Source organism: Frondihabitans peucedani, assembly GCF_039537585.1.
Taxonomy (GTDB): domain Bacteria; phylum Actinomycetota; class Actinomycetes; order Actinomycetales; family Microbacteriaceae; genus Frondihabitans; species Frondihabitans peucedani.
The window spans coordinates 1,236,048-1,258,261 of sequence record NZ_BAABAU010000001.1 but is presented as its reverse complement, the minus strand read 5'-3'; the positions used below and the strand labels follow the sequence as shown (position 1 = coordinate 1,258,261).

23 protein-coding genes and 3 tRNA genes are annotated in these 22,214 nt (G+C 71.3%); 19 read left to right on the top strand and 7 right to left on the bottom strand.

Translation table 11 applies throughout. The features are described from left to right. The first annotated feature begins 50 nt into the window (after positions 1-50). Positions 51-1,256 (top strand): peptidoglycan DD-metalloendopeptidase family protein, encoded by a 1,206-nt coding sequence (locus tag ABD733_RS05770; RefSeq protein ID WP_344794059.1) that lies wholly within the window; start codon positions 51-53, stop codon positions 1,254-1,256. A 185-nt stretch (positions 1,257-1,441) separates the two neighbouring features. On the opposite strand, the gene ABD733_RS05765 is transcribed toward ABD733_RS05770, so the two are convergent. Continuing rightward, positions 1,442-3,160: a glycoside hydrolase family 13 protein gene (locus ABD733_RS05765; protein WP_344794058.1), complete on the bottom strand. Its 1,719-nt coding sequence runs from the start codon at positions 3,158-3,160 to the stop codon at positions 1,442-1,444. A gap of 98 nt (positions 3,161-3,258) precedes the next feature. On the opposite strand from ABD733_RS05765, the gene ABD733_RS05760 reads away from it, so the two are divergent. Further along, complete coding sequence (locus tag ABD733_RS05760) at positions 3,259-4,224, top strand: aldo/keto reductase (protein WP_344794057.1); 966 nt, start codon at positions 3,259-3,261, stop codon at positions 4,222-4,224. Here the strand turns inward: ABD733_RS05760 and ABD733_RS05755 are convergent. Further along, positions 4,221-4,784 carry a 2'-5' RNA ligase family protein gene (locus ABD733_RS05755; protein ID WP_344794056.1) on the bottom strand — a complete coding sequence of 188 codons (564 nt, stop codon included), beginning with the start codon at positions 4,782-4,784 and terminating at the stop codon, positions 4,221-4,223. The genes ABD733_RS05760 and ABD733_RS05755 overlap by 4 nt on opposite strands. A 102-nt stretch (positions 4,785-4,886) precedes the next feature. On the opposite strand from ABD733_RS05755, the gene ABD733_RS05750 reads away from it, so the two are divergent. The 3 genes from ABD733_RS05750 (at position 4,887) to ABD733_RS05740 (ending at position 6,208) form a co-directional block, all read left to right on the top strand. Continuing rightward, on the top strand, positions 4,887-5,861 hold the full coding sequence (locus ABD733_RS05750) for an aldo/keto reductase (protein ID WP_344794055.1): 975 nt from the start codon (positions 4,887-4,889) through the stop codon (positions 5,859-5,861). A 137-nt stretch (positions 5,862-5,998) separates the two neighbouring features. Then, positions 5,999-6,070, top strand: a tRNA-Thr gene (locus ABD733_RS05745). A 64-nt stretch (positions 6,071-6,134) separates the two neighbouring features. Continuing rightward, positions 6,135-6,208 (top strand) — tRNA-Met (locus ABD733_RS05740). Here ABD733_RS05740 and ABD733_RS05735 read toward each other — a convergent pair. Beyond that, positions 6,206-7,048, bottom strand: coding sequence for an MIP/aquaporin family protein (locus ABD733_RS05735; RefSeq protein ID WP_344794054.1), 843 nt, complete (start codon positions 7,046-7,048; stop codon positions 6,206-6,208). The genes ABD733_RS05740 and ABD733_RS05735 overlap by 3 nt on opposite strands. A gap of 166 nt (positions 7,049-7,214) precedes the next feature. Here ABD733_RS05735 and ABD733_RS05730 point away from each other — a divergent pair, with 166 nt between their 5' ends. From ABD733_RS05730 to ABD733_RS05720, 3 genes are read left to right on the top strand one after another with little or no spacing between them, the layout of a single operon-like run. Beyond that, positions 7,215-8,390 (top strand): type III polyketide synthase, encoded by a 1,176-nt coding sequence (locus tag ABD733_RS05730; RefSeq protein ID WP_344794053.1) that lies wholly within the window; start codon positions 7,215-7,217, stop codon positions 8,388-8,390. Further along, positions 8,387-9,112 carry a methyltransferase domain-containing protein gene (locus ABD733_RS05725; RefSeq protein ID WP_344794052.1) on the top strand — a complete coding sequence of 242 codons (726 nt, stop codon included), beginning with the start codon at positions 8,387-8,389 and terminating at the stop codon, positions 9,110-9,112. Before ABD733_RS05730 ends, ABD733_RS05725 begins: the two co-directional genes overlap by 4 nt. Then, complete coding sequence (locus tag ABD733_RS05720; protein ID WP_344794051.1) at positions 9,105-10,247, top strand: FAD-dependent oxidoreductase; 1,143 nt, start codon at positions 9,105-9,107, stop codon at positions 10,245-10,247. The genes ABD733_RS05725 and ABD733_RS05720 overlap by 8 nt, the downstream gene beginning before the upstream one ends. Before the next feature lie 39 nt (positions 10,248-10,286). Here ABD733_RS05720 and ABD733_RS05715 read toward each other — a convergent pair whose 3' ends face one another. Next, positions 10,287-11,135: a UbiA family prenyltransferase gene (locus ABD733_RS05715; RefSeq protein WP_344794050.1), complete on the bottom strand. Its 849-nt coding sequence runs from the start codon at positions 11,133-11,135 to the stop codon at positions 10,287-10,289. A gap of 293 nt (positions 11,136-11,428) precedes the next feature. On the opposite strand from ABD733_RS05715, the gene ABD733_RS05710 reads away from it, so the two are divergent. From ABD733_RS05710 to ABD733_RS05690, 5 genes are all read left to right on the top strand, one after another. Beyond that, positions 11,429-11,875, top strand: a complete 447-nt coding sequence (locus ABD733_RS05710) for an FAS1-like dehydratase domain-containing protein (protein ID WP_344794049.1) — start codon at positions 11,429-11,431, stop codon at positions 11,873-11,875. After that, entirely contained in the window at positions 11,872-12,303 is a 432-nt protein-coding gene (locus ABD733_RS05705) for a MaoC/PaaZ C-terminal domain-containing protein (protein WP_344794048.1), read from the top strand. The genes ABD733_RS05710 and ABD733_RS05705 overlap by 4 nt, the downstream gene beginning before the upstream one ends. After that, complete coding sequence (locus ABD733_RS05700) at positions 12,300-13,418, top strand: UDP-N-acetylmuramate dehydrogenase (RefSeq protein ID WP_344794047.1); 1,119 nt, start codon at positions 12,300-12,302, stop codon at positions 13,416-13,418. Before ABD733_RS05705 ends, ABD733_RS05700 begins: the two co-directional genes overlap by 4 nt. 89 nt (positions 13,419-13,507) lie before the next feature. Continuing rightward, entirely contained in the window at positions 13,508-14,512 is a 1,005-nt protein-coding gene (locus tag ABD733_RS05695) for an ATP-binding cassette domain-containing protein (RefSeq protein ID WP_344794046.1), read from the top strand. A 1-nt stretch (position 14,513) separates the two neighbouring features. Then, positions 14,514-15,272 carry an ABC transporter permease gene (locus ABD733_RS05690; protein WP_344794045.1) on the top strand — a complete coding sequence of 253 codons (759 nt, stop codon included), beginning with the start codon at positions 14,514-14,516 and terminating at the stop codon, positions 15,270-15,272. 17 nt (positions 15,273-15,289) lie between these two features. Here the strand turns inward: ABD733_RS05690 and ABD733_RS05685 are convergent, their stop codons facing one another. Then, positions 15,290-16,507 (bottom strand): pyridoxal phosphate-dependent aminotransferase, encoded by a 1,218-nt coding sequence (locus ABD733_RS05685; protein ID WP_344794044.1) that lies wholly within the window; start codon positions 16,505-16,507, stop codon positions 15,290-15,292. A 198-nt stretch (positions 16,508-16,705) separates the two neighbouring features. Between ABD733_RS05685 and ABD733_RS05680 the strand changes: the two genes are divergently transcribed. The 5 genes from ABD733_RS05680 (at position 16,706) to rplA (ending at position 19,651) form a co-directional block, all read left to right on the top strand. Further along, a tRNA-Trp gene (locus tag ABD733_RS05680) sits at positions 16,706-16,778 on the top strand. 102 nt (positions 16,779-16,880) lie between these two features. Next, complete coding sequence (gene secE, locus ABD733_RS05675; protein WP_344794043.1) at positions 16,881-17,162, top strand: preprotein translocase subunit SecE; 282 nt, start codon at positions 16,881-16,883, stop codon at positions 17,160-17,162. Between the two features lie 104 nt (positions 17,163-17,266). Continuing rightward, on the top strand, positions 17,267-18,352 hold the full coding sequence (nusG, locus tag ABD733_RS05670; protein WP_344794042.1) for a transcription termination/antitermination protein NusG: 1,086 nt from the start codon (positions 17,267-17,269) through the stop codon (positions 18,350-18,352). 102 nt (positions 18,353-18,454) lie between these two features. Then, positions 18,455-18,886 carry a 50S ribosomal protein L11 gene (gene rplK, locus ABD733_RS05665; RefSeq protein WP_344794041.1) on the top strand — a complete coding sequence of 144 codons (432 nt, stop codon included), beginning with the start codon at positions 18,455-18,457 and terminating at the stop codon, positions 18,884-18,886. A 75-nt stretch (positions 18,887-18,961) separates the two neighbouring features. Continuing rightward, the gene (gene rplA / locus ABD733_RS05660) at positions 18,962-19,651 is read left to right on the top strand and encodes a 50S ribosomal protein L1 (protein WP_344794040.1); all 690 of its coding nucleotides are present in this window, start codon (positions 18,962-18,964) and stop codon (positions 19,649-19,651) included. 87 nt (positions 19,652-19,738) lie between these two features. Here rplA and ABD733_RS05655 read toward each other — a convergent pair whose 3' ends face one another. Continuing rightward, positions 19,739-20,701, bottom strand: coding sequence for an NADP-dependent oxidoreductase (locus tag ABD733_RS05655; RefSeq protein ID WP_344794039.1), 963 nt, complete (start codon positions 20,699-20,701; stop codon positions 19,739-19,741). A gap of 166 nt (positions 20,702-20,867) precedes the next feature. Here ABD733_RS05655 and ABD733_RS05650 point away from each other — a divergent pair, with 166 nt between their 5' ends. After that, positions 20,868-21,524, top strand: coding sequence for a Pr6Pr family membrane protein (locus tag ABD733_RS05650; protein WP_344794038.1), 657 nt, complete (start codon positions 20,868-20,870; stop codon positions 21,522-21,524). Here ABD733_RS05650 and ABD733_RS05645 read toward each other — a convergent pair. Beyond that, complete coding sequence (locus tag ABD733_RS05645; protein ID WP_344794037.1) at positions 21,485-22,183, bottom strand: YqaJ viral recombinase family protein; 699 nt, start codon at positions 22,181-22,183, stop codon at positions 21,485-21,487. The genes ABD733_RS05650 and ABD733_RS05645 overlap by 40 nt on opposite strands. Positions 22,184-22,214: the final 31 nt, after the last annotated feature.

The window sequence follows — 22,214 nt, the reverse complement described above, 5'->3', positions numbered from 1 at the left end:
AGCCAGACGAACAAGCCCAACACGACCCCGACCCCCGAGGAATCGACTCTGTGACGACGCTCCGACCTGCCGCCGAATCCGAGGGCGCCGCTCCCCGCGCGTCCGACGACCCGACGTCGGAGCGTCCGGCTGAGACCACGGTCGTTCCGATGACCCGCCGCGAGGCCCGCGCTCTCGAGCGCGCCGCTGCGCTCGCTGCCGGGCACGGCTCCGCCCCGGTCTCCAGTGTCCCAACAGCCTCGTCCGACAGCACCGGTGCCGCCGACGCCAGTGCCGCCAGCCCGATCGCCGACACCCCGAGCATCACGTCGGTGGGCTCGGAGCCGTCCGTCGTCGCTGGCCCGGGCCTCCCCGCCCCGGTCGACGGGCCCGCCGTCGTCGAGGGTCTCGTCGGCCGTCGCGAATCTCGCGCCGCGGAGCGCCCTGGCCGCCCGCACGCCGCCCCGGCCGCCAAGCGCAGCCCGCGCAGCTCCGCCGGCCGGCGCACCACCGCCCTCTCGGGCGGTGCGCGGCGCCAGACCGCGGCGCAGCGCACGACCCGCTGGGGCGTCGCCGCGGCCATGCTCTTCGTCGGGGCCACCATCGTCTCCACCTCGGTCCCGGCCAACGCCTACTTCGTCGACACACCCGAGCACGTCGCGGTCAAGCTGGCCGCCGCCGCCGAGGCCGGCACCACCCCCGGCGGTGCCGCCGCCGTCGGCGGCCAGGACTTCGTCGCGTCCGGGGCGATCAGCAGCGAAGACCTCGACCGTGACGGGTACTCGGTCACCTCGAAGGTCCAGGCGATCAAGAACACCAGCACCGGCGCCTTCACGAACGACTCGACCGCCGCTGTGCAGTGGCCGTTCGCCGTCGGCGTGCCGATCTCGAGCGGCTTCGGAGCCCGGCAGGTCGCCAACTGCAGCTTCTGCTCGACATTCCACGAGGGGCTCGACTTCGTCCCGGGTGCGGGCTCGCCGATCCAGATCATCGCCGACGGCACGGTCTCGAAGGTCGACCAGGGCTCCGGCGCACTCGGCTACAACGTGTGGATCGAGCACACCATCGGCGGCAAGAAGATCACGAGCGTCTACGCCCACATGATCGCCGGGTCCATCCGCGTCACCGAGGGCCAGCAGGTCAAGGTCGGCCAGATCGTCGGCCTCGTCGGCTCGACGGGCAACAGCACCGGCGCCCACCTCCACTTCGAGATCCACATCGACGGCGTCCCGGTCGACCCGTACCCCTGGCTCGAGGCCAACGCCGGCCAGCGCTGACGCGACCGTCGGCTGACGCCCGCTTCATCCCGTCGTGCCTGCACGGCGCCGCAGGTCGGCCACGGCACCTGTCCGCGGACCGGTGCCGATGCCGACGCGCGGCGCCGACCGCAGCAGCCGCCCCCGCAGCAGCGGCAGTAGCAGCGGCAGTAGCGGCGCCTACAGCGGCCGCAGCAGCAGAACCGTCAGCCGCGCAGCCACACCGCCGCGTCGGCGGGCAGCGCCGCGCCGTCGAGCGGCACCGTCGCCAGCAGCTCCTCCGCGACGGGCAGCTCGACCGGCACCGTGCCGGTGTTCGCGATCACGGTCACCTCGCCGTTGCGGAAGGCCACGACGTCCGGTCCGTACCCGCTCAGCCACTCCACCGATCCTGAGCCGAGCGAGAAGCGCGACCGGGTGTCGAGCGCCAGGCGGTACAGCTCGAGCGTCGACGCCGGGTCACCGGTCTCGGTGTCGCGGGCGTAGACCGACCAGTCGTCGGGCTGGGGGAGCCACGACTCCCCGGTGGTGTTGAAGCCGAACGCCGGCGACGCCGCCTCCCACGGGAGCGGGACGCGGCAGCCGTCGCGGCCGTAGCGCTCGCCGTGGGTGCGGAACCAGGTGGGATCCTGCCGCGCGTCGTCGGGGAGGTCGATCGCCTCGGGCAGGCCCAGCTCCTCGCCCTGGTAGAGGTAGGCGGATCCTGGGAGCGCCAGCATGACGGCGCTGGCCGCCCGGGCGCGGGCGAGACCGGTGGCGCGGTCGGGCAGGCCCTTGGTCTTCGGTCCGATGCCGTAGCCCTGCGGGTTCTCGGCGGTCAGGGCGAGGCGCGAGGCGTGCCGGACGACGTCGTGGTTCGACAGCACCCAGGTCGACGGGGCGCCGACCGAGGCGAAGACCTCGATGGAGGAGTCGACGACGCGCTTGATCGACGGAGCCGACCAGCCGCTCTCGAGGTACAAGAAGTTGAAGGCCTGCTGCATCTCGTCGGGGCGCACCCAGTCGGCCAGCTTCGACAGCGGCTCGACCCAGGCCTCGGCGACCAGGATGCGGTCGCCCGAGTAGGTCTCGAGAAGTGCGCGCCACGACCGGTAGATCTCGTGCACGCCCTCCTGCCCCCAGTAGGGCGGCGTCTCGGCGTCGGACTGCCCGCCGCCCATGCTGCCGCTCTCGGCGGGCGGAGTGTAGTCGGGCAGGCCGGCGCGCTTGATCATGCCGTGGGCCACGTCGACACGGAACCCGTCGACGCCGCGGTCGAGCCAGAAGCGCAGGATCTGGAGGAACTGCTCGCGGACCCACGGGTTCTTCCAGTCGAAGTCGGGCTGCGACGAGTCGAACAGGTGGAGGTACCACTGCCCGGGGGTCCCGTCGGGCTCGGTGATGCGGGTCCAGGCCTCGCCGCCGAAGACGGACTGCCAGTTGTTGGGCGGCAGCTCGCCGTCGGCGCCGCGCCCGTCGCGGAAGAGGTAGCGCGCCCGCTCGGGCGACCCCGGGGCGGCTGCCAGAGCCTCTTGGAACCACCGGTGCGCGCTGGAGGAGTGGTTCGGCACGATGTCGACGATCACTCGCAGGCCGAGGTCCGTGGCCTTGGCGCGCAGGGCGTCGAAGTCGTCGAGCGTTCCGAACAGGGGGTCGACGTCGCAGTAGTCGGCCACGTCGTAGCCGGCGTCCTTCTGGGGGGACGTGTAGAACGGCGACAGCCAGATCGCGTCGACGCCGAGGTCGGCGAGGGAGTCGAGACGCGTCGTGATGCCGGGCAGGTCGCCGATCCCGTCGCCGTCGCTGTCGGCGAACGAGCGAGGGTAGATCTGGTAGATCACCGCGGTCCGCCACCACTCGTCGCGCGTGTCGACCTCGGTCAGGGGCTCGGCGACCGCGGAGGTCTCGTCGGGGTCGGTCGGCATGGCGGTCGCGTCGAGGGACATGCTCACACGATACGACAGCGGGGCGGCGCAGGATCGCGCATTGCGAACAGTCGCGCGAGGGCTGCCTGTGCATCGGATATCGTGGGTCGACCCGACGATTGGACCCTCTGATCCTCCTCCCCGACCTCTTCCCCGAGCACGAACGGCCCTTCCCCCTCGCGCTCGGCACCAACGTCTTCGGGTGGACGGTGGGGGCTCCGACCGCTCTGGCGATCCTCGACGAGTTCACGGCCGACGGGGGCACCGTCATCGACACGGCGGACGTCTACTCGGTGTGGCTTCCCGGCAACTCCGGCGGGGAGTCGGAGACCATCATCGGGCGCTGGCTGGCCCGGCCCGGAAACCGCGACCGCGTCATCCTGAGCACGAAGGTCGGCCAGCACCCCGATGCGCCGGGGCTGACGCGCGACAGCATCCGCCGCGGGGTGGAGGCGTCGCTCCGACGGCTCCGGACCGACCGCATCGACCTGTACTTCGCCCACTTCGACGACGACGAGACCCCGCTCGACGAGACCGTCGCCGCGCTCAGCGAGCTGGTCGACGAGGGCAAGATCCGCTACCCGGCGGCGTCGAACTACACCGGTAGGCGCCTCCGCCAGGCCCTCGCCATCGCCGACAGCGAGCACCTGCACCCCTTCGCCGCCGTGCAGTCCGCCTACAACCTCGTACGCCGGGCCGACTTCGAGACCGATGTCGCGCCGATCGTCGACCACTTCGGGCTCGCGGTCCTGCCGCACTCGTCGCTCGCGAGCGGGTTCCTGACCGGCAAGTACCGCGACGAGGGCGCCCGCGGCGACTCGCCCCGCGGCGGCCGGGCCATGAGCTACCTGACGCCCGAGAACACCGAGGTCCTCGACGCGATGACGGTCATCGCCGAGCGGCACCGCGTGTCGCCTGCTGCCGTCGCGATCGCCTGGCTGGCGTCGCGTCAGAACGTCGTCGGGGCGCTCGCGAGCGCCCGCTCGACGACGCAGCTCGAGACCCTGCTCGACGCCGCGCGCATCGACCTGTCCCAAGCGGAGCTCGAGGAGCTCTCCCGCGTGTCCGACCGGCCTGCCGCCTAGCCCGTCGCAGCGTCCCCTCGGGCGCCGCCGAGCGCGGTGATCGACTTCGCCGTGCTGTCCCACCGGCGGGCCGCCACGAACGACCCCGTCGCAGGATCGGGCTCCTCGCCCAGCACCTCGACGGCGCGCGCGAGCTCCTCGGGCGTCAATCGCGACCCGAGCGTCACGTGCGGCGTCCAGTCGCCCGGGAGGCCGTGAGAGGCCACTCCGTGCGGGGCCAGGGCGGGAGTGCCGCTCGCGAGCTCGTGCACGCGTCTCTGCAGGCGCAGGATCGCCTCGCTCACCGCGATCCCGCGGGCCAGCACCAGCCCCCGCGGCGGTCGCCCGAAGACCACGAGTCCGCCGAACGAGACGCGCAGGGGGAGCGCCTGGAACAGGTCCTCCAGCTCGGCGTCGTGCGCGTCGGTCAGGGTCTCGGCGGCCACCAGGGTGACGTGCGGGGCGTTCGAGGCGCCCGTGTGCCGCGCCTGGCTGGGGAGACCCGCGTCCGCGAGCCGGCGCCACTGTCCGCGGACGGCGTCGTCGGTGGCCGGGTCGAGGAGGAGCTCGATGCTGTGCATGCCCCGATCCTGCCCCCGGTGGTCCTGGGAGCCGGTCGGGAACACCGGGCGCCCGTCGGTGTTGTCTCGAGGACGACCCCCGCGACACGAAGGAGCACACTCATGACAGAAGCCCCCAGGATCACCCTCGGCGAGAGCGATCTCAGCGTCTTCCCGATCAACCTCGGCGGCAACGTCTTCGGCTGGACCTCCGACGAGGAGACGTCCTTCGCCGTCCTCGACGCGTACGTCGCGGCCGGCGGCAACTTCATCGACACCGCCGACGTCTACTCGGCCTGGGTCCCCGGCAACTCCGGCGGGGAGTCGGAGGCGATCATCGGCCGCTGGATGGCCGCCCGCGGCAACCGCGACGACCTCGTCATCGCGACCAAGGTCGGCATGCTCCGAGGCACGGAGGGCACCTCGCGGGACGTCGTCCGCCGCGCCGTCGAGGCCTCCCTCGAGCGCCTCGGGACCGACCGCATCGACCTCTACTACGCCCACCGCGACTTCACCGACCGTCCCGTCGAGGAGGCCGTCGAGGCTCTCCACGAGCAGGTCGACCAGGGCAGGGTCCGGACGATCGGCGCCTCGAACTTCTCCGGCCAGCGGCTCGAGCAGGCCCTCCGCTTCGCCGAGTCGGAGAACCTGTCGAAGTACGTGGCGATCCAGAACAAGTACAGCCTCGTCGAGCGCGACGACGTCGAGGGCGGCGGCGGAGGGCCCACGGTCGCCGAGGTGGCGCTCGCCGAGAACGTGTCGGTGCTGCCCTACTCGTCGCTCGCCAGCGGCTTCCTGACCGGCAAGTACCGCGACGGCGTCTCGGTCGACAGCCCCCGCTCGGAGGGCGCCTCGGCCTACCTCGACGACAGAGGCCGCCGCGTGCTGGCCGAGCTCGACAGGATCGCCGAGAGTCACGGCACGAGCGTCACGAGCGTCTCCCTCGCCTGGCTCCTCGCGCAGCCGTCCGTGGCCGCACCGATCGCGAGCGCCCGCACCCTCGAGCAGCTTCCCGACCTCCTCGAGGCCGCCTCGCTGGAGCTCACCGGCGACGAGGTCGACGCGCTCACCGCCGCCTCGGAGACCGTCTCGGCCTAGACGCATCCCGCGCGGCGGTCCCGGCCGCCGCGCGGGTTCCGTCCCTCCGGCGTCACGTGTCACGGCAGGCCCCCTGAGCCTGCTATTGTCGTCTGGTGCCAATCGCCGGGCCGGAAGGGCCCTGGCGAACAGGTCACGCCCCCTTAGCTCATTGGTAGAGCACTTCCTTGGTAAGGAAGAGGTAGTGGGTCCGATTCCCACAGGGGGCTCTGCCGATCACGGCGGGGCCGGTCTCATCGGTCGCGTCTGAGAGGCTCCGGCTCCGGTCGGTGCGGCGGGGTAGCTCAGTTGGTTAGAGCACACGGCTCATAATCGTGGTGTCGCGGGTTCGAGTCCCGCCCTCGCTACCGCAAGGCCCGTCGTGGCCCGTCTCTCAGCGTCAGCGCATCCCGCGCATTCGCCCCCGCGATCGGGAGCGTCGACGCCATGGTCGACCGGTACCGCGGATCGTGGAACAGCTTCGTGGTCAGCACGTCCGCGTTCCGAGCCAGCGCGAAGAGGCCGACCGCGACGGCTGTGCCGAGCAGCGGCCCCGCGATGTAGATCCAGTACGGGCCGAGGTCGGGCGCGACGAGGGCGGGCCCGAGGCTCCGCGCCGGGTTCATGCTCGTCCCGGTGAAGGCGGAGAGCCGCCAGACGAACGCGGCGATGAGCAGCCAGAGCAGCAGGGGAGTGAAGCGGGCGGTCCGCCGGTGGCTGGTCATGAACAGGATGGCCAGCAGGAGGCACGCCGTCATGCCGGCCTCGAGGGCGACGGCCGCGAGGTCCTGGACGCCGGGGCCCGGGCTGGTGGCGCCGTCGGAGACCGTGTCGGCGGTGTGCTGCCAGAGGCCGTGCGCGACGAGGGTGCCGAGGAGGGCCCCGACGCACTGGGCGGCCGTGTACCCCGCGAGGTCGTGCCAGTGGACCTTCCGCTGCGTCCAGAAGGCGAGGGTCACGACCGGGTTCAGGTGGGCCCCGGAGCGTCGACCGAGAGGGCTCACGGCGACCAGGCTGCCGGTCCCGGCGAAGACCAGCCCGGTCAGGAGGAGCCGCCACGTGTGCGGGAGCTCCCCGATCGGCGAGGAGCCCGCCATGTCGAAGCAGACGGCCGAGATGCCGACGAGCAGGACGACGGCGGTGCCGACCAGCTCGCAGAGCCACTCGACGGGGTGGAGGCCGGACCGGGGCGGCGATGCTCGGGGCATGGGCTCATGCAAGCAGCGGCGCCTGACCGAGAGGCGCCGCAGCGGCGCCTGACCGAGAGGCGCCGCAGAGGCGGGGGTCGTCCGGCGGCCTGTCCCGCCGCAGTCGGCGCGTCAACCCCCGCCCCGTCCCTGAACCGGTTCCCTCCGCCCGGAGATACCATGACGCATGGTCGCCATCCGCAGCATCGAGACCGCCGTGCCCGCCCCCGTCGTCGTCCAGAGCGAGCTCCGCGACGTCCTCGCCGGCACCGGCGTCTTCGGCCGGCTGGGTCGGCGTCTCGTCACCGCCGCCTTCGACGCCTCCGCCATCGACACCCGCCACACCGTGCTCGACGAGCTCGTCCCGTCGGCCGAGAACCCGCATCCTGCGTATCTCGAGCCCGCCGAGAGGGCCCCGGGCACCGGCGCGCGCAACGACGTCTACGTCGCCTCCGCCGGGCCGCTCGCCGTCGACGCAGCGGCGAGGGCCCTCGGCTCCGAGGGGGCGCGCGATCTCGACCCCGGCGACGTCACCCACGTGATCACCGCCTCCTGCACCGGCTTCTCGGCACCCGGCGTCGACCTCGCCGTCGTCCGCGGCCTGGGGCTCTCGCCGTCGACGCAGCGCTACCACCTCGGTTTCCTGGGCTGCTACGCGGCCTTCCCTGCGCTCCGCATGGCCGAGCAGTTCTGCCGCGCCGACCCGTCGGCCGTCGTCCTGGTGGTCTGCGTCGAGCTCTGCTCCCTCCACCTCCACGTCGAGGACGACCCCGACACCATCGTCGCCGCGTCCGTGTTCGCCGACGGAGCCGCAGCTGCGGTCGTCACCGCCCGATTGGCACCGGAGGGCACGCCCGTCCTCGACCTCGACGCGTTCCGCAGCACCGTCATCACCGAGGGTGCCGACGAGATGGCCTGGACCATCGGCGACCACGGCTTCGACATGGTCCTCTCGAGCTACGTGCCCCGGATCATCGGCCAGAGCGTCGGCGAGTTCGTGCAGCCCCTGCTCGGCAGCACCCGTCCCGTCGACGTCGACGCCTGGGCGATCCACCCGGGCGGCCGGAGCATCCTCGACCGCGTGCAGACCGCCCTCGAGCTGTCGGACGAGCAGCTGGCCCCGTCGCGCGGCGTCCTCCGCGAGTTCGGGAACATGTCGAGCGCGACCGTCCTCTTCATCCTGCGCAGGATCCTGCACGACGCCCCCGGCCCCGGTGTCACCCGGCACGTCGCCGCCCTCGCCTTCGGCCCCGGCCTCACCGTCGAGTCCGCCCGCCTGACACTCCGGCGGGAGAAGGCCCCGGCCTCCCCGTCGCACCGGCCCTCGGCGCACCGCCGGCCGGTCCCGCACCCGGCCGCATGAGCGCGGCCGTCGATCTCCGCCGGCGCGAGACCAGCGCGCTCGAGCTCATGGACGACCCCGAGTGCGACGACGACGCCCTGACGAAGACGTACGGCCACTTCGCGCTCGTCAACCGCGTCGTCTCGGGCTGGCATGCTGTCTACCGGCGCAGGATCGCCCCGCTCGCCCGGGCCTCCGCCGTCCCGCTCACGATTCTCGACATCGGGTCCGGGGGCGGCGACGTCGCCCGCAGCCTGGCCACCTGGGCAGCCAGGGACGGCCATCCCGTCGAGGTCACGGCGATCGATCCCGACGAGCGGGCCTTCGCCTACGCCTCGGCCCTGCCGCCGCTGCCTGGAGTGGTCTTCGAGCGGACGGCGAGTCGCGATCTGGTTGACGCGGGGCGCGAGTTCGACCTCGTAGTGTCGAACCACGTGCTGCACCACCTCGAGCCCGCCACCCTCGAGGGGCTGCTGCGCGACAGCGAACACCTGGCCCGGAGGCTCGTCATCCACAACGACATCGCTCGCGCGCGTCTCGCGTACGCCGCGTACGCCGTCGCCACGACCGGCACGTTCCGCGGCTCGTTCATCCACGACGACGGTCTCCTGTCGATCCGGCGGAGCTACACGCCGCGCGAGCTCCGACGCGAGGCGCCCGAGGGGTGGCGCGTGGAGAGCCAGTGGCCGTTCCGCGTGCTGCTGACGTTCGACGCGGCGCGGAGAGCCGTCCCGAGTGCGTGACGTCGTCGTGGTCGGGGGCGGGCCGGTCGGCGTGTTCCTCGCCGCGCTCCTCGCCGAGCGGGGTCTCGACGTCGTCGTGTGGGAGAAGCGCTCCGCGGCGTCCGGTCTCTCGCGCGCGATCGGGGTGCACCCGCCGTCGCTCGCCGCCTTCAGTCAGATCGGCGTCGCCGACCGGGTCGCCGACGAGGCCGTCCAGATCCGACGCGGCATCGCCAGGACGAGCGGGCGCGTCCTCGGCACAGTGTCGTTCTCGGGCGTCTCCGACGACTTCCCCTTCGTCGCGTCGCTCCAGCAGCACCGCACCGAGGCGATCATCGAGGAGCGCCTCGCCGAGCTCGCCCCCGGCGCCCTGCAGCGCGGCGTCGAGCTCGTCTCGCTCGACGACATGGATCCCGGATCGGTGAGGCTCCACGGCCGCTCCGGCGGTCAGGCCGTCTTCGAGGTGGCCCGCTTCGTCGTCGGCGCGGACGGCGCCCGGAGCGCGGTCCGGCACCTCCTCGGCATCCGGGCGAGCCTCCGCGTGTACGCCGACCCCTTCGCCATGGGCGACTTCCGCGACGACACGGGCGAGGGCGACGACGCGGTCGTGTTCCTCGAGCCCGGCGGCGTCGTCGAGTCGTTCCCCCTCCCCGGCGGGCTCCGCCGCTTCGTCGCGCACACCGGCGGCGAGACCGGCCGCGTGACGGCCGAGTCGTTCGCCGCGCTCGTGACCTCCCGGACGGGGAGCCCGATCGACCCCTCGACCAGCACGATGGTCAGCTCGTTCACGACCCGCCGACGCCTGGCCGAGCGCCTCGTGCACGGTCGCGTGATCCTGATCGGCGACGCCGGTCACGAGATCAGCCCCATCGGCGGGCAGGGCATGAACCTCGGCTGGCTCGACGCCGTCGAGCTGGCGCCGATCCTGGTCGGGGGAGTCGGCCGCGACCACCTCGACGGGCCGGCACTCGACGAGTTCGAGGCGCGCAGGATGCGGGTGGCCCGTCGGGCCGCGCGGCAGGCGGAGGCGAACATGGCGATGGGTCGGCCCACCGGGGGCATCCGCCGCGTGACGCGCGACGCGGGCTTCGGCCTCGTGCTCGCGAGCCCGGCGAAGCGACTGCTCGCCCGGTCGTACTCCATGGCCTGGGCCTGACGGGCGGGCGGCCGGTGGCGGCCCCGGTCGCGGAGTCGACTAGCCGGCGAGCCTCGTCCCGCTGAGGACCAGCTCGATCGCGATGACGAGCGACGCCAGGATCACGAGGCGGAACAGCAGGCGCCCAGGCTCCCGGGTGACCACGAGCCGGGCTCCCCAGAGCGCGATCGCCACCGCCACGACGAGCCCGATCACGGCGGCGGCCGAGACACCGGCGCCGGGGTGGGCGACGAGCGGACCGACGAGCGTCAGGATCGCCGCGACCACGAGGGCGCCGAACGCCACGAGGCCAGACATCCGCGCTCCGAGCCGGTGCGGGAGGCCCCGGACGTCGGTGGCCTCGTCGTCGGCGAGGTCGGGAAGCACGTTCGTGAAGTGGATCGACACGCCGAAGACGGCACCGACGGCGACGGCCCAGGCGGCGGGCGGCACGCCCTCCTGCCCGGCCAGCGTGACGACCGCCGGCAGGATCCCGAAGCTCACGACGAACGGCAGCACCGAGAGCGGCGTCCGCTTGAGGCCGGCGTTGTAGGCCCAGCCCGAGGCGATCAGGATCGCGTGCGCCACGGCCGCCCGCGGACCGAACGCCACCGAGACGGCCAGGGCCACGACGGCGGTCGACACGGCGGCCCTCCGGACCATCGCCACGGTGACGAGCCCCTGGGCCACGGGCTTGTCGGAGCGGCCGGACGCCCGGTCGCGGCTCGCGTCGATCCAGTCGTTCGAGAAGCCGATAGAGAGCTGGCCGAGCAGGATCGCGAGGGCGATCACGAGCACGCGCGCCACCGGGTAGCCGAGAGATGCGGCCAGGAGCCCCGACAGGACGGTCACGGCCGCGGTGGGCCCGGGGTGCGACGAGAGCGCGAGATCGCGGACCCGGTTCAGCATCCGACCAGCCTAGGGCCGGGAAGAGGGAGGAACGGTGCGCCCCGCCTCATCGGGACGAGGCGGGGCGCACCCTGCACCCGGACGACCCCGCGCCCCTTGGATGCTCCATGGCATCCTCGGCGGATCAGAACCAGGGTCGTTCTCCGGCGTCGTCAGAACGGGTGCTCACGTCGAGTTACCATCCCAGACGTTGCCGTGACTCTACGCCGCCGGGCCTGGTATGGAAAGGGGTCGGGGCCGCCTCCCCGCGCGGATTCCGGAGGCACTCGAGACCACGACCTAGACTTGCCCGCGTGCCAGTGAACCCCGAGCTCCAGGGGCGGACGTTCCCGCCCGTGAGTCCCTACCTCGTCGGTCGCGAGAAAGTGCGCGAGTTCGCTCGCGCCACCTCGTCCTCCAGCCGACTCGCGATCGACCCCGAGGCCGCGCGCGCCGCCGGCTACGCCGACGTGGTCGCTCCGCCGACCTTCGCCATCGTCGTGCAGGAGGCGACCCTGCAGCAGCTCCTCGCCGCACCCGACGCCGGGATCGACTTCTCGCGCGTCGTCCACGGCGACCAGCGCTTCAGCTACACCCGCCCGATCGTCGCCGGCGACGAGCTCACGGCCACCCTCACCGTCTCGGGCGTCAAGTCGCTCGGCGGGCACTCGATGGTGACCGCGGAGTCGGTCATGGTCGACTCGGCGGGGGAGCACGTCGTCACGACGGTCTCGACCCTCGTCGTCCGGGGTGACGAGTGAGCGCCGCGCTCGAGGTCGGCCAGGTCGTGGCCGAGCAGGACTTCACGCTCACCCGCGACTCCCTGGTCCGCTACGCCGGTGCGTCCGGCGACTTCAACGCCATCCACTACCGCGACGACGTGGCCGAGGCCGTCGGGCTCCCCGGCGTCCTCGCGCACGGCATGCTCACGATGGGTACCGCCGTCCAGCCAGTCGTCTCGTGGCTCGAGAGCGATCGAGCCCCGCAGCCCGGCGGCTGGGTCAGCGACTACCAGGTCCGCTTCACCCGGCCGGTCGTCGTCGACCCCGAGCGCGGCGCCGTCCTGACGGTCGTGGCGAGGGTCGGTCAGGTCGACCCCGAGGCCGGCACGGCCCGCATCGACCTGACCGTGACGTTCGAGGGCGCCACCGTGCTCGGCAAGGCGCAGGTGCGGGTGGCCTGGGCGTGACCTCGTTCGCCGAGCTGACCACCATGAGTGTCGGCGGTCCGCCGGAGCGCCTCGTCGAGGCGACGACCGGTGACAAGCTGCTCGCCGCGGCGCGCGAGGCCTTCTCGAGCGACGAGCCGTGGTTCGTCCTCGGCGGCGGCTCCAATCTCGTCGCGAGCGACGAGGGGTTCCCCGGCACCGTGATCCGCGTCGGCACTCGGGGCGTCGAGGTCCTCGAGCGCGAGGCGGACGACGCCCCGACCGACGTCCGCATCCGCGTCGCAGCGGGCGAGCCCTGGGAGGCCCTCGTCGCACTGACCGTCGAGCGCGGCTGGTCGGGTCTCGAGGCGCTGAGCGGCATCCCCGGCTCGACCGGTGCCGCCCCCGTGCAGAACATCGGCGCCTACGGCCAGGAGGTGTCGGAGACCGTGGTGAGCGTCGACTTCCTCGACGCCGACACCCTCGACTTCGTGCGCATCCCGCGGGCCAACCTGGGGCTTGCCTACCGGACCAGCGTCTTCAAGCCGGGTCCGGTCGATCCTGCGCGCCGCGGGGTCGTCACCGCCGTCGAGTTCCGGCTCTCCGACGAGGGCGGGCTGTCGCAGCCCGTCGCCTACGACCAGCTCGCCCGCGCGCTCGGCGTGCCCCTCGGAGCCCGGGTGCCGCTCGCCGACGTGCGGGCCCGCGTGATCGAGCTCCGCGCCTCGAAGGGCATGGTCCTCGACCCGTCCGACCGCGACACCTTCTCCAGCGGCTCGTTCTTCACCAACCCGATCGTCGCCCGCGACGCCCTCGACGGCATCCCGGTCGACGCGCCCCGCTGGGAGACCGAGGAGGAGCCGCAGGATCGCGCGGTTCCGCTCGGGCAGACCCCCGCGCCTCCGCCTGCCCGCACCCCGTCTCCCGTGAAGCTCAGCGCCGCCTGGCTGATCGAGCACGCGGGCGTCCCCCGAGGCTTCCACCTGCCCGGGTCGGGTGCTGCGATCTCGACCAAGCACACGCTCGCGATCACGAACCGGGGCGGTGCGACCGCCGAGGACGTCGCGGAGCTGGCGCGCTACGTGCAGAGCCGGGTCGCCGCCGAGTTCGGCGTCGTCCTGCAGCCGGAGCCCGTCCTGCTCGGCCTGCACCTCTAGGCCTCCGCCCCTCCTGCCTCTGGCGCTGTGTCGGTGGTTCGTGCCACGGTATCTGTCACACGACCAGCCCGACGGAGAGCAGGCAGACGATGAAGCGGCATTCCCCCGGGGCGCGCGGCGGCCCCGTCATCGAGGCGCACGGCCTCGCTCGCACCTTCACGACGAAGCGCGGTCGCGAGACCACCGAGGTCAAGGCGGTCGCCGGGGTCGACCTCACCGTCGACGAGGGCGAGATCGTCGGGTTCCTCGGCCCGAACGGGGCCGGGAAGACGACCACGCTCCGCATGCTGACGACGCTCCTCTCGCCGACGGCCGGCACGGCGACCGTGGCGGGCCACGACCTCCTGCGCGACCCGGTGGGGGTCCGGCGCTCCATCGGCTACGTGTCGCAGAGCGGCTCGACCTCGCCCGTCGCGCTCGCCGGCGAGGAGATCGTCGATCACGGCATGCTCTACGGCATCAGCCGCCGGCAGGCCGAGACGCGCGGCCGCGAGCTGTTCGACCAGCTCGACCTCGACGGGCTCTGGCAGCGGAAGCCGTCGACGATGTCGGGCGGCCAGCGCCGCCGCCTCGACATCGCGATGGGGCTGGTGCACGACCCGAGCCTCGTCTTCCTCGACGAGCCGACCACCGGCCTCGACCCGCAGGCGCGCTCGAACCTCTGGACCCACATCTCCGACCTCCGCGAGAAGCGCGGCAGCACGGTCTTCCTCACCACCCACTATCTCGACGAGGCGGATGCGCTCTGCGACCGCATCCTGGTCATCGACCACGGCTCGATCGTCGCCAGCGACACCCCCGAGAACCTCAAGAGGTCGGTCGCGGGCGACCTCGTCGAGCTCGTCGTCTCCGACGAGGCGCAGGCGGCGGTCGCGGCCGAGCTGCTCGGGCACGACGCCGACGACCCGGCGGAGGTCGAGGTGCAGGGCGCCTCGATCCAGACGCGCGTCCGCGACGCCGGCACCCATCTGCCCCGCCTCCTCCGCGAGCTCGACGCTCGCGGAATCGCTCTCACGTCGATCGAGGTCAGGCGGCCGACCCTCGACGACGTGTTCCTCGACCTGACCGGCCGCTCGCTCCGAGAGGAGGCCTGACATGACCGGCACGTTCTGGCACGACACCCTCATCGTCTTCCGGAGGCAGCTCCGCATCGCGCTCCGGAACCCCGCCTGGGTCATCATCGGGCTCGTCCAGCCGATCCTCTACCTCTGCCTGTTCGGGCCGCTGCTCAAGCCGCTGGCCGGACAGCTCGGCACCTCGAACGCCTACACGCTGTTCGTGCCGGGCCTCCTCATCCAGCTCGGCATCTTCGGCGCCCTGTTCGCCGGCTTCAGCCTCATCGCCGAGTGGCGCGCGGGAGTGATCGAGGCGGAGCGCGTGACGCCGGCGAGCCGGACCGCGCTGCTGTTCGGGCGGATCCTGCGCGACGTCTTGCAGCTCTTCGTTCAGGGCGTGGTGCTGATCGGTCTCGGCTTCGTGTTCGGGCTGCGGGGGAGCCTGCTCGGCATGCTCGCCGGCCTCATCCTCACCGTGGCGCTCGGCACCGCCTGCGCGGCCGCCTCCAACGCGATCGCGCTGACCACGAAGAGCGAGGACGTCATGGCGCCGCTCATCAACAGCGTGGCGCTCCCGGTGCTCCTGCTGTCGGGGATCCTGCTGCCGATGACGATCGCGCCCGAGTGGCTGCAGACCCTGAGCGACATCATCCCGACGAAGCACATCGTCGACGCCGTCCGCGAGCTGTTCTCGGGCGACTACACGCTGTCTCTGCTCTGGGGCGTGCTCTGGACCATCGTCCTGGTCACGGCCGCGCTCTGGTGGGGCACCCGCACCTTCCGCAAGGAGAACGCGTAGCCAGCGCCTTAGGGCTCCTAGGCGAAGAGGCGCTGCAGCCGCTGCACGCCCTCGAGCAGGGCGTCGTCGGCCAGCGCGTACGAGAGGCGCAGGTAGCCCGAGGGGCCGAACGCCTCGCCGGGCACCGTCGCGACCTCGGTCTGCTCCAGGATGAGGTCGGCGAGCTCGAGCGACGTCGTCGGAGTGACGCCGCCCCACTCGCGGCCGAGGAGGCCGGTGACGTCGGGGTAGACGTAGAAGGCGCCCTCCGGCGTCGGCGTGACGACGCCGTCGATCCTGTTCAGCTCGGAGACGATGGTCTTGCGGCGCGTGTCGAAGGCCTGCCGCATCGCCTCGACGGAGTCCTGCGACCCGGTGAGGGCCGCGAGGGCCGCGCGCTGCGAGATGTTCGACACGTTCGACGACAGGTGCGACTGAAGGTTCGAGGCCGCCTTCGTGACGTCGGCGGGCGCGATCATCCACCCGACGCGCCAGCCGGTCATGGCGTACGTCTTGGCGACGCCGTTGACCAGGATCGCCGTGTCTGCGAGCTCCGGGACGACCTCCGTGATCGAGACGGCCTTCACCCCGTCGTAGACGAGGTTCTGGTAGATCTCGTCGGTGATCACCCAGATGCCGTGCTCGAGGGCCCACTCGCCGATCGCGCGGGTCTGCTCCTCGGAGTAGACGGCGCCGGTGGGGTTCGAGGGCGAGACGAACAGAAGCACCTTGGTGCGGTCGGTGCGGGCGGCCTCGAGCTGCTCGACCGTGACCAGGTAGCCCTGGTCGGCTCCGGCGAAGACCTCGACGGGCACGCCGCCGGCGAGCTTGACGGCCTCGGGGTAGGTGGTCCAGTAGGGGGTCGGCAGGATCACCTCGTCGCCCTCGTCGACGACGGCGGCGAACGACTGGTAGACGGCCTGCTTGCCCCCGTTCGTCACGATGACCTGCGAGGCGTCGACGCGCGTGCCGCTGTCGCGGAGCGTCTTCTGTGCGATCGCCTCGCGGAGGTCGGGGAGCCCGGCGGCGGGCGTGTAGCGGTGGTTCCTGGGGTCGCGGGCGGCCACGACGGCGGCCTCCACGATGTGCTCGGGCGTGGCGAAGTTCGGCTCGCCGGCGGCGTAGCTGATGACGTGGCGCCCCTCGGCCTGCAGGGCCTTGGCCTTGGCATCGACCTTGAGCGTCGCCGATTCGGCGATCGCTGCGATGCGCGCGGAGAGACGGGGGAGTCGGACGCTCTGGTCGGTGCTGTTCACGACGGCCAGCCTATCGGGGCGACATGCCCGGAGCCGGGCCAACTTTACTTGCCCAGGAGGGTCACCTACACTTGTCTGCGGTGGTGGAATCCACCAAGATTTTCTGCGCCTTCCAGACGGAGCGTTCCACACGGAGCCCTCTCTACGGTCGGTCGGAGATCGTGTCGGCCAGCAGGTCGACCAGGGTTCCGGATCCGAAGGGCGGTGGCTCAATTGGTAGAGCAGCGGTCTCCAAAACCGCAGGTTGCAGGTTCAAGTCCTGTCCGCCCTGCAGCCCGGTCCGTGCACTCGCACGAACCGGACGAAGGCCCGGTGTGGCCCTGACACTCGTCGGGAGCACGCGCAGGTCGAAGCTCGGAAGGTAAGTACGACAGTGGCGAGAAAAGACGTGGACGTTCCCAGCGAGGACGTCGTCGCGATCGCGAGAGCCGACGGAGCAGCCCGCCGAGGCCGCTTCGCGCGCATCGCGCTCTTCCTGCGCCAGGTCATCAGCGAACTGAAGAAGGTCGTCACCCCGACCCGCAAAGAGCTGGTGAGCTACACGCTCGTCGTCCTCGTCTTCGTCGTGATCATGATGGCTCTCGTGTTCGGACTCGACACGCTGTTCGGCTTCCTGGTCCAGTACGTCTTCGGCAACGGAGTCAACGCGAGCTAGCCTCCGGGGCGCCCTGCCCGTGCCTGTCCGGCCGGCGCAGAGCCTCAGAAACCGGGCGTCCCTCTTCCCCGGACACCCGCCCCAATCCACCGAAAGAAGAACCCTTGCCGAAGAACGAGCGCGACGACATCGACCTCGCCACCGCCGCCGAGCAGTCCTCGGAGGTCGAGGAGGCCCAAGAGGGCTCGACCCAGACGGCCGACGAGCTGTCGGTCGACTCCGCCGAGCACGACGCGATCGGCATCGAGACCGAAGAGGCACCCGGCGACGTCGTCGACCTCGACGAGCTGCTCGACTCGCTCGACGAGGCCGAGGACGAGCAGGCCGACGCGGTCGTCGACGACGCCCTCACGATCGACAGCGTCGACGAGGCCGAGGCCGCCGTCGAGGCGACGGAGGACGAGGCCGAGGAGGACGCGGCCGAGCACCAGGCCGAGGGCGACGCCGTCGCGGCGTTCGACGCCGTCACCGACATCGAGGCCGCCGAGACCGACGCTCCCGAGGGCGACGTGTCCGAGGGTGCTGCCGACGAGGCCGCCGACGACGAGGCCGCCGACGACGAGGCCGAGGTCGACCCCTACGAGGCCTTCCGCTACGAGCTCCGCGGCAAGCCCGGCAAGTGGTACGTCATCCACTCCTACGCCGGCTTCGAGCGCCGCGTGAAGCAGAACATCGAGAACCGCATGGTGTCGCTCACCATGGAGGACTTCATCTACCAGGTCGAGGTCCCGATGGAGGACGTCGTCGAGATCAAGAACGGGCAGCGCAAGCTGGTCACCCGCGTCCGCATCCCCGGCTACGTCCTGGTGCGGATGGACCTCAACGAGGACAGCTGGTCGGTCGTCCGTCACACCCCGGGTGTGACCGGCTTCGTGGGCAACGCCCACAACCCGACGCCCCTCCGCTTCGAGGAGGCCTTCAACATGCTGAAGAGCCTCGTCCAGGTCCAGGAGGCCACTCCGGCCGCCAAGGGCGGGGCGAAGGGCGGCAAGGCCGCTCAGCGCGTCATCCCGGCCGAGGTCGACTTCGAGATCGGCGAGACCATCACCATCAAGGAGGGCTCGTTCGCAGGCCTTCCCGGAACGATCAACGAGATCAAGCCCGAATCGGGTAAGCTCACCGTGCTCGTTTCGCTGTTCGAGCGCGAGACGCCGGTCGAGCTGTCGTTCGACCAGGTCACCAAGCTCTAGCCTCCCCGCACGCTTTTCGACCACCGGATCCCTGCGCGAGCAGATTCCGGGAGAGCCGGCCGCAACCGCGACCGGTTCGAACCCCACAAGAAGGAAAACAACATGGCACCGAAAAAGAAGGTCACGGGTCTGATCAAGCTTCAGATCAACGCCGGCGCCGCGAACCCCGCCCCGCCCATCGGCCCGGCCCTGGGTCAGCACGGCGTGAACATCATGGAGTTCTGCAAGGCGTACAACGCCGCGACCGAGTCGCAGCGCGGCAACGTCGTCCCCGTCGAGATCACCGTCTACGAAGACCGTTCGTTCACGTTCATCCTCAAGACGCCCCCGGCGGCCGAGCTGATCAAGAAGGCCGCCGGTCTCGCCAAGGGCTCCTCGACCCCGCACACCGTCAAGGTGGGCAAGCTCACGATGGAGCAGGTCCGCGAGATCGCCACCACCAAGCAGGCCGACCTCAACGCCAACGACATCGACGCCGCGGCGAAGATCATCGCCGGCACCGCCCGCTCCATGGGCATCACCGTCGACGCGTAGTCGGCTCCTCACCAGACATCCAGTGGGAGAGCCGGCCAGGCTCGTTACCACGCTCTCGAAATCAGGAGATTTCACATGGCTCAGAAGTCAAAGGCGTACCGCGCCGCTGCCGAGAAGATCGAGGCAGGTAAGTTCTACAGCACCAGCGAGGCCGTCGCCGTCGCTCGTGAGACCGGATCCAAGAAGTTCGACTCGACCGTCGAGGTCGCGCTGAAGCTGGGCGTCGACCCGCGCAAGGCCGACCAGATGGTGCGCGGCACCGTCATTCTGCCGCACGGCACGGGCAAGACCGCCCGCGTCATCGTGTTCGCGACCGGTGCCGCGGCCGAGGCCGCCATCGCCGCGGGCGCCGACGAGGTCGGTGGCGACGAGCTCATCGAGAAGGTCGCCGGCGGCTACACCTCCTTCGACTCCGCGGTCTCGACCCCGGAGCTCATGGGCAAGGTCGGCCGTCTGGGCAAGGTCCTCGGCCCGCGCGGCCTCATGCCGAACCCCAAGACCGGCACCGTCACCCCGAACGTCGCTCAGGCCGTGAACGACATCAAGGGCGGCAAGATCGAGTTCCGTGTCGACAAGCACGCCAACGTGCACTTCGTCATCGGCAAGGCCGGCTTCACCGAGGAGCAGCTCAACGCCAACCTCGACACCGCGCTCGACGAGGTCACGCGCCTCAAGCCGTCCTCCTCGAAGGGCCGCTACATCACCAAGGGCACCGTCTCGACCACCTTCGGTCCTGGCATCCCGCTCGACGTCAACGCGCTCTAGGCTCGAAGCCTCGGCGTGACACCGAAGGGCCCGCACCGAGAGGTGCGGGCCCTTCGTCGTCCCCGCGGGGCTCGACCGATCCGGCTGTCAGTCCTCCGCGATCTTCACCACCAGCTTGCCGCGGGTGTGACCGCGCTCGAGCAGGCGGTGAGCGTCGGCCACGTCGTCGAGGTCGTAGACGTCGTCGACGTAGACCGACACGTCGCCCGAGTCGAGGAGCCGGGCGATGACGGCCAGGCAGGTGGCGTCGGGCGCCATCGCGTAGTCGGTGAAGCGGACCCCTGCCGACTCGGCCTCCTCGGCGAGCCCCGTCGTGTCCGTCACGGGCACGTGGATCAGGAGACCCCCGGGCCGGATGACCTGGAGTGAACGCCGGGCGACGTCCGGGTCGGCGACGAGGTCGATCACGACGTCGACCGCTTCGACCTCCGCTTCGAACCGCTGCGCGGTGTAGTCGACCACTTGCGCCGCCCCGAGCTGTCGGAGCCAGCTGGAGTTCCTCGTCGATCCTGTCGTCACGACGTGGGCGCCGAAGTAGGCGGCGAACTGCACGGCGAAGTGGCCGACGCCTCCGGCTCCGGCGTGGATCAGGATCCGCTGCCCGTCGTGGGCCTTGGCGACGTCGACGACCACACCCCACGCCGTGAGGGCCGCGAGCGGGACGCCCGCCGCCTCCACGTGCGAGAGCGACTTCGGCTTCCGCGTGACCTGCAGAGCCGGCACACTGACGTACTCGGCGTAGGTGCCGGCGGCCCGGGGGACGGAGGCGACGCCGTAGACCTCCTGGCCCGGCCTGAGCGGATGTGCCGCGTACGGGCTCTGGACGACGACGCCGCTGAAGTCGCAGCCGAGGACGGCCGGGAGCTCGGGGCTCCCACAGCGTCCGGCCAGGCCGTTCCTGGCCTCGACGTCGAACGGGTTGACCCCGGCCGCGACGACCCGGACGAGCACCTCGGAGCCCTGCCGGCTCGGCGTGGAGATCTGAGCCCTGGTGAGGACCTCGGGCCCCCCGTTCTCACTGATCACCACCGCGCGCATGGTGCTGGTCATCGGTGGCCTTTCGGTCGTCGTCGTCATCGAGAGCCCTTCGTCGGGTCGAGCGGCTGTCGGGTCAGGCGCCGGGTGGTTCCTCTCAGTAAAGGGGGAGCATGAGTCGCTCGTGTTTCGGGAGTGTCACTTGTGCGGAAACTATCTCTCCGCTGGGTACTCTCAGCAGATGAGATACCTCTTCGCCGCTCTGCGGCTCATCGCCGCGGTCGCGATCGTGATCGCCGTCGTCGCGCAGTGGATCGAGAGTCAGCGAGACCCGAACTACTTCTTCTTCAACTTCTTCGGGTACTTCACGATCCAGAGCAACCTGTTCATCGCGACCGCCTTCGTGATCCTGGCGTTCTACGGTTTCTCGGGGCGGCTGACGCCGCCGTGGCTGACCGTCGTGCACGGCGCGACCGTCACCTACATGGCGACGACGGGGGTCGTGTACAACCTCCTCCTCGCGGGCGGCCCTCTCGGTGACTTCAACGTGCCGTGGTCGAACGACATCCTGCACCGGTGGATCCCGCTCTTCGCCGTCCTGCAGTGGATCCTGTTCGGTGACCGCTCACGCATCGCGTGGAAGCGGCTGTGGCTGTTCCTGATCTACCCGGTCGTGTGGCTGTTCGTCATCCTGGCCATCCGTCAGCGGAGCTTCGTGCCCTACCCGTTCCTCGACATCCAGAAGCTGGGCGGGCTCGAGGTGTTCTTCTACTGCATCGGGATCACGGCGTTCATCGTCGCGATGAGCGCGATCGTGATCGCGCTCAGCCGCTTCGCGATCCTGCGGCCCGGCGCCGGTCAGCGCACGGACGAGCGCGCGAGGGTCGCCAGCACCTGATCGGCGAGGCCCACCAGCCGGTGGATCTCGTTGTCGTCGCGCTCGATCCAGCGGCACGTCGGGGGGCCGGCCACGGGCACGAAGTCCACGTGCTGCTCCCACACGAGGAGGGTCCGCTCGGCTCCGAGGACGTACTGCTGCCACCAGACCTGGCGGAGGTACGAGCGGGGGATGCTCCGCCACGGCTTCGAGGTCGTCTTGATCTCGGCCAGCACGACGCTGCCGTTCGACCGCTCGGCGATCCCGTCGGGTGTCGCCAGGTGCCGTTCGTCGTGGAGCGAGTGGAAGAGCAGGCTGCTCGGCTCGATCGCGTGGTTGCGGCTGACCCACCGCGCGATGACGGGCTCGCGGGCCCGGCCGTGATCGGTGTAGTCGTTTCCGCGGAAGCCGTTGCCGTAGAGCTTGTCGAGGACGACGGCCTGGATCGCGGCCTCGCTCGAGAGCCGTGCCACGTCGGTGGCGGTGATGCCGCGGCTCCGGGCCCGGAGCCAGGCGACGCGGTCGGTCGAGTCGGCGAGGACCCGCTGGCCGTGGTGCGCGCGGGGCGCGGGCGCAGGAGGGGAGACCGGCGCCGGAGAGGAGACGGGCGCAGAAGGGGACACCAGCGCAGGATCGACGTCGTCGTCCCAGAGGGAGAGCGTCGGCTGCACGAGGGTCACCCCTCAATTGTCTCTCGGACGAGAGCCGCCG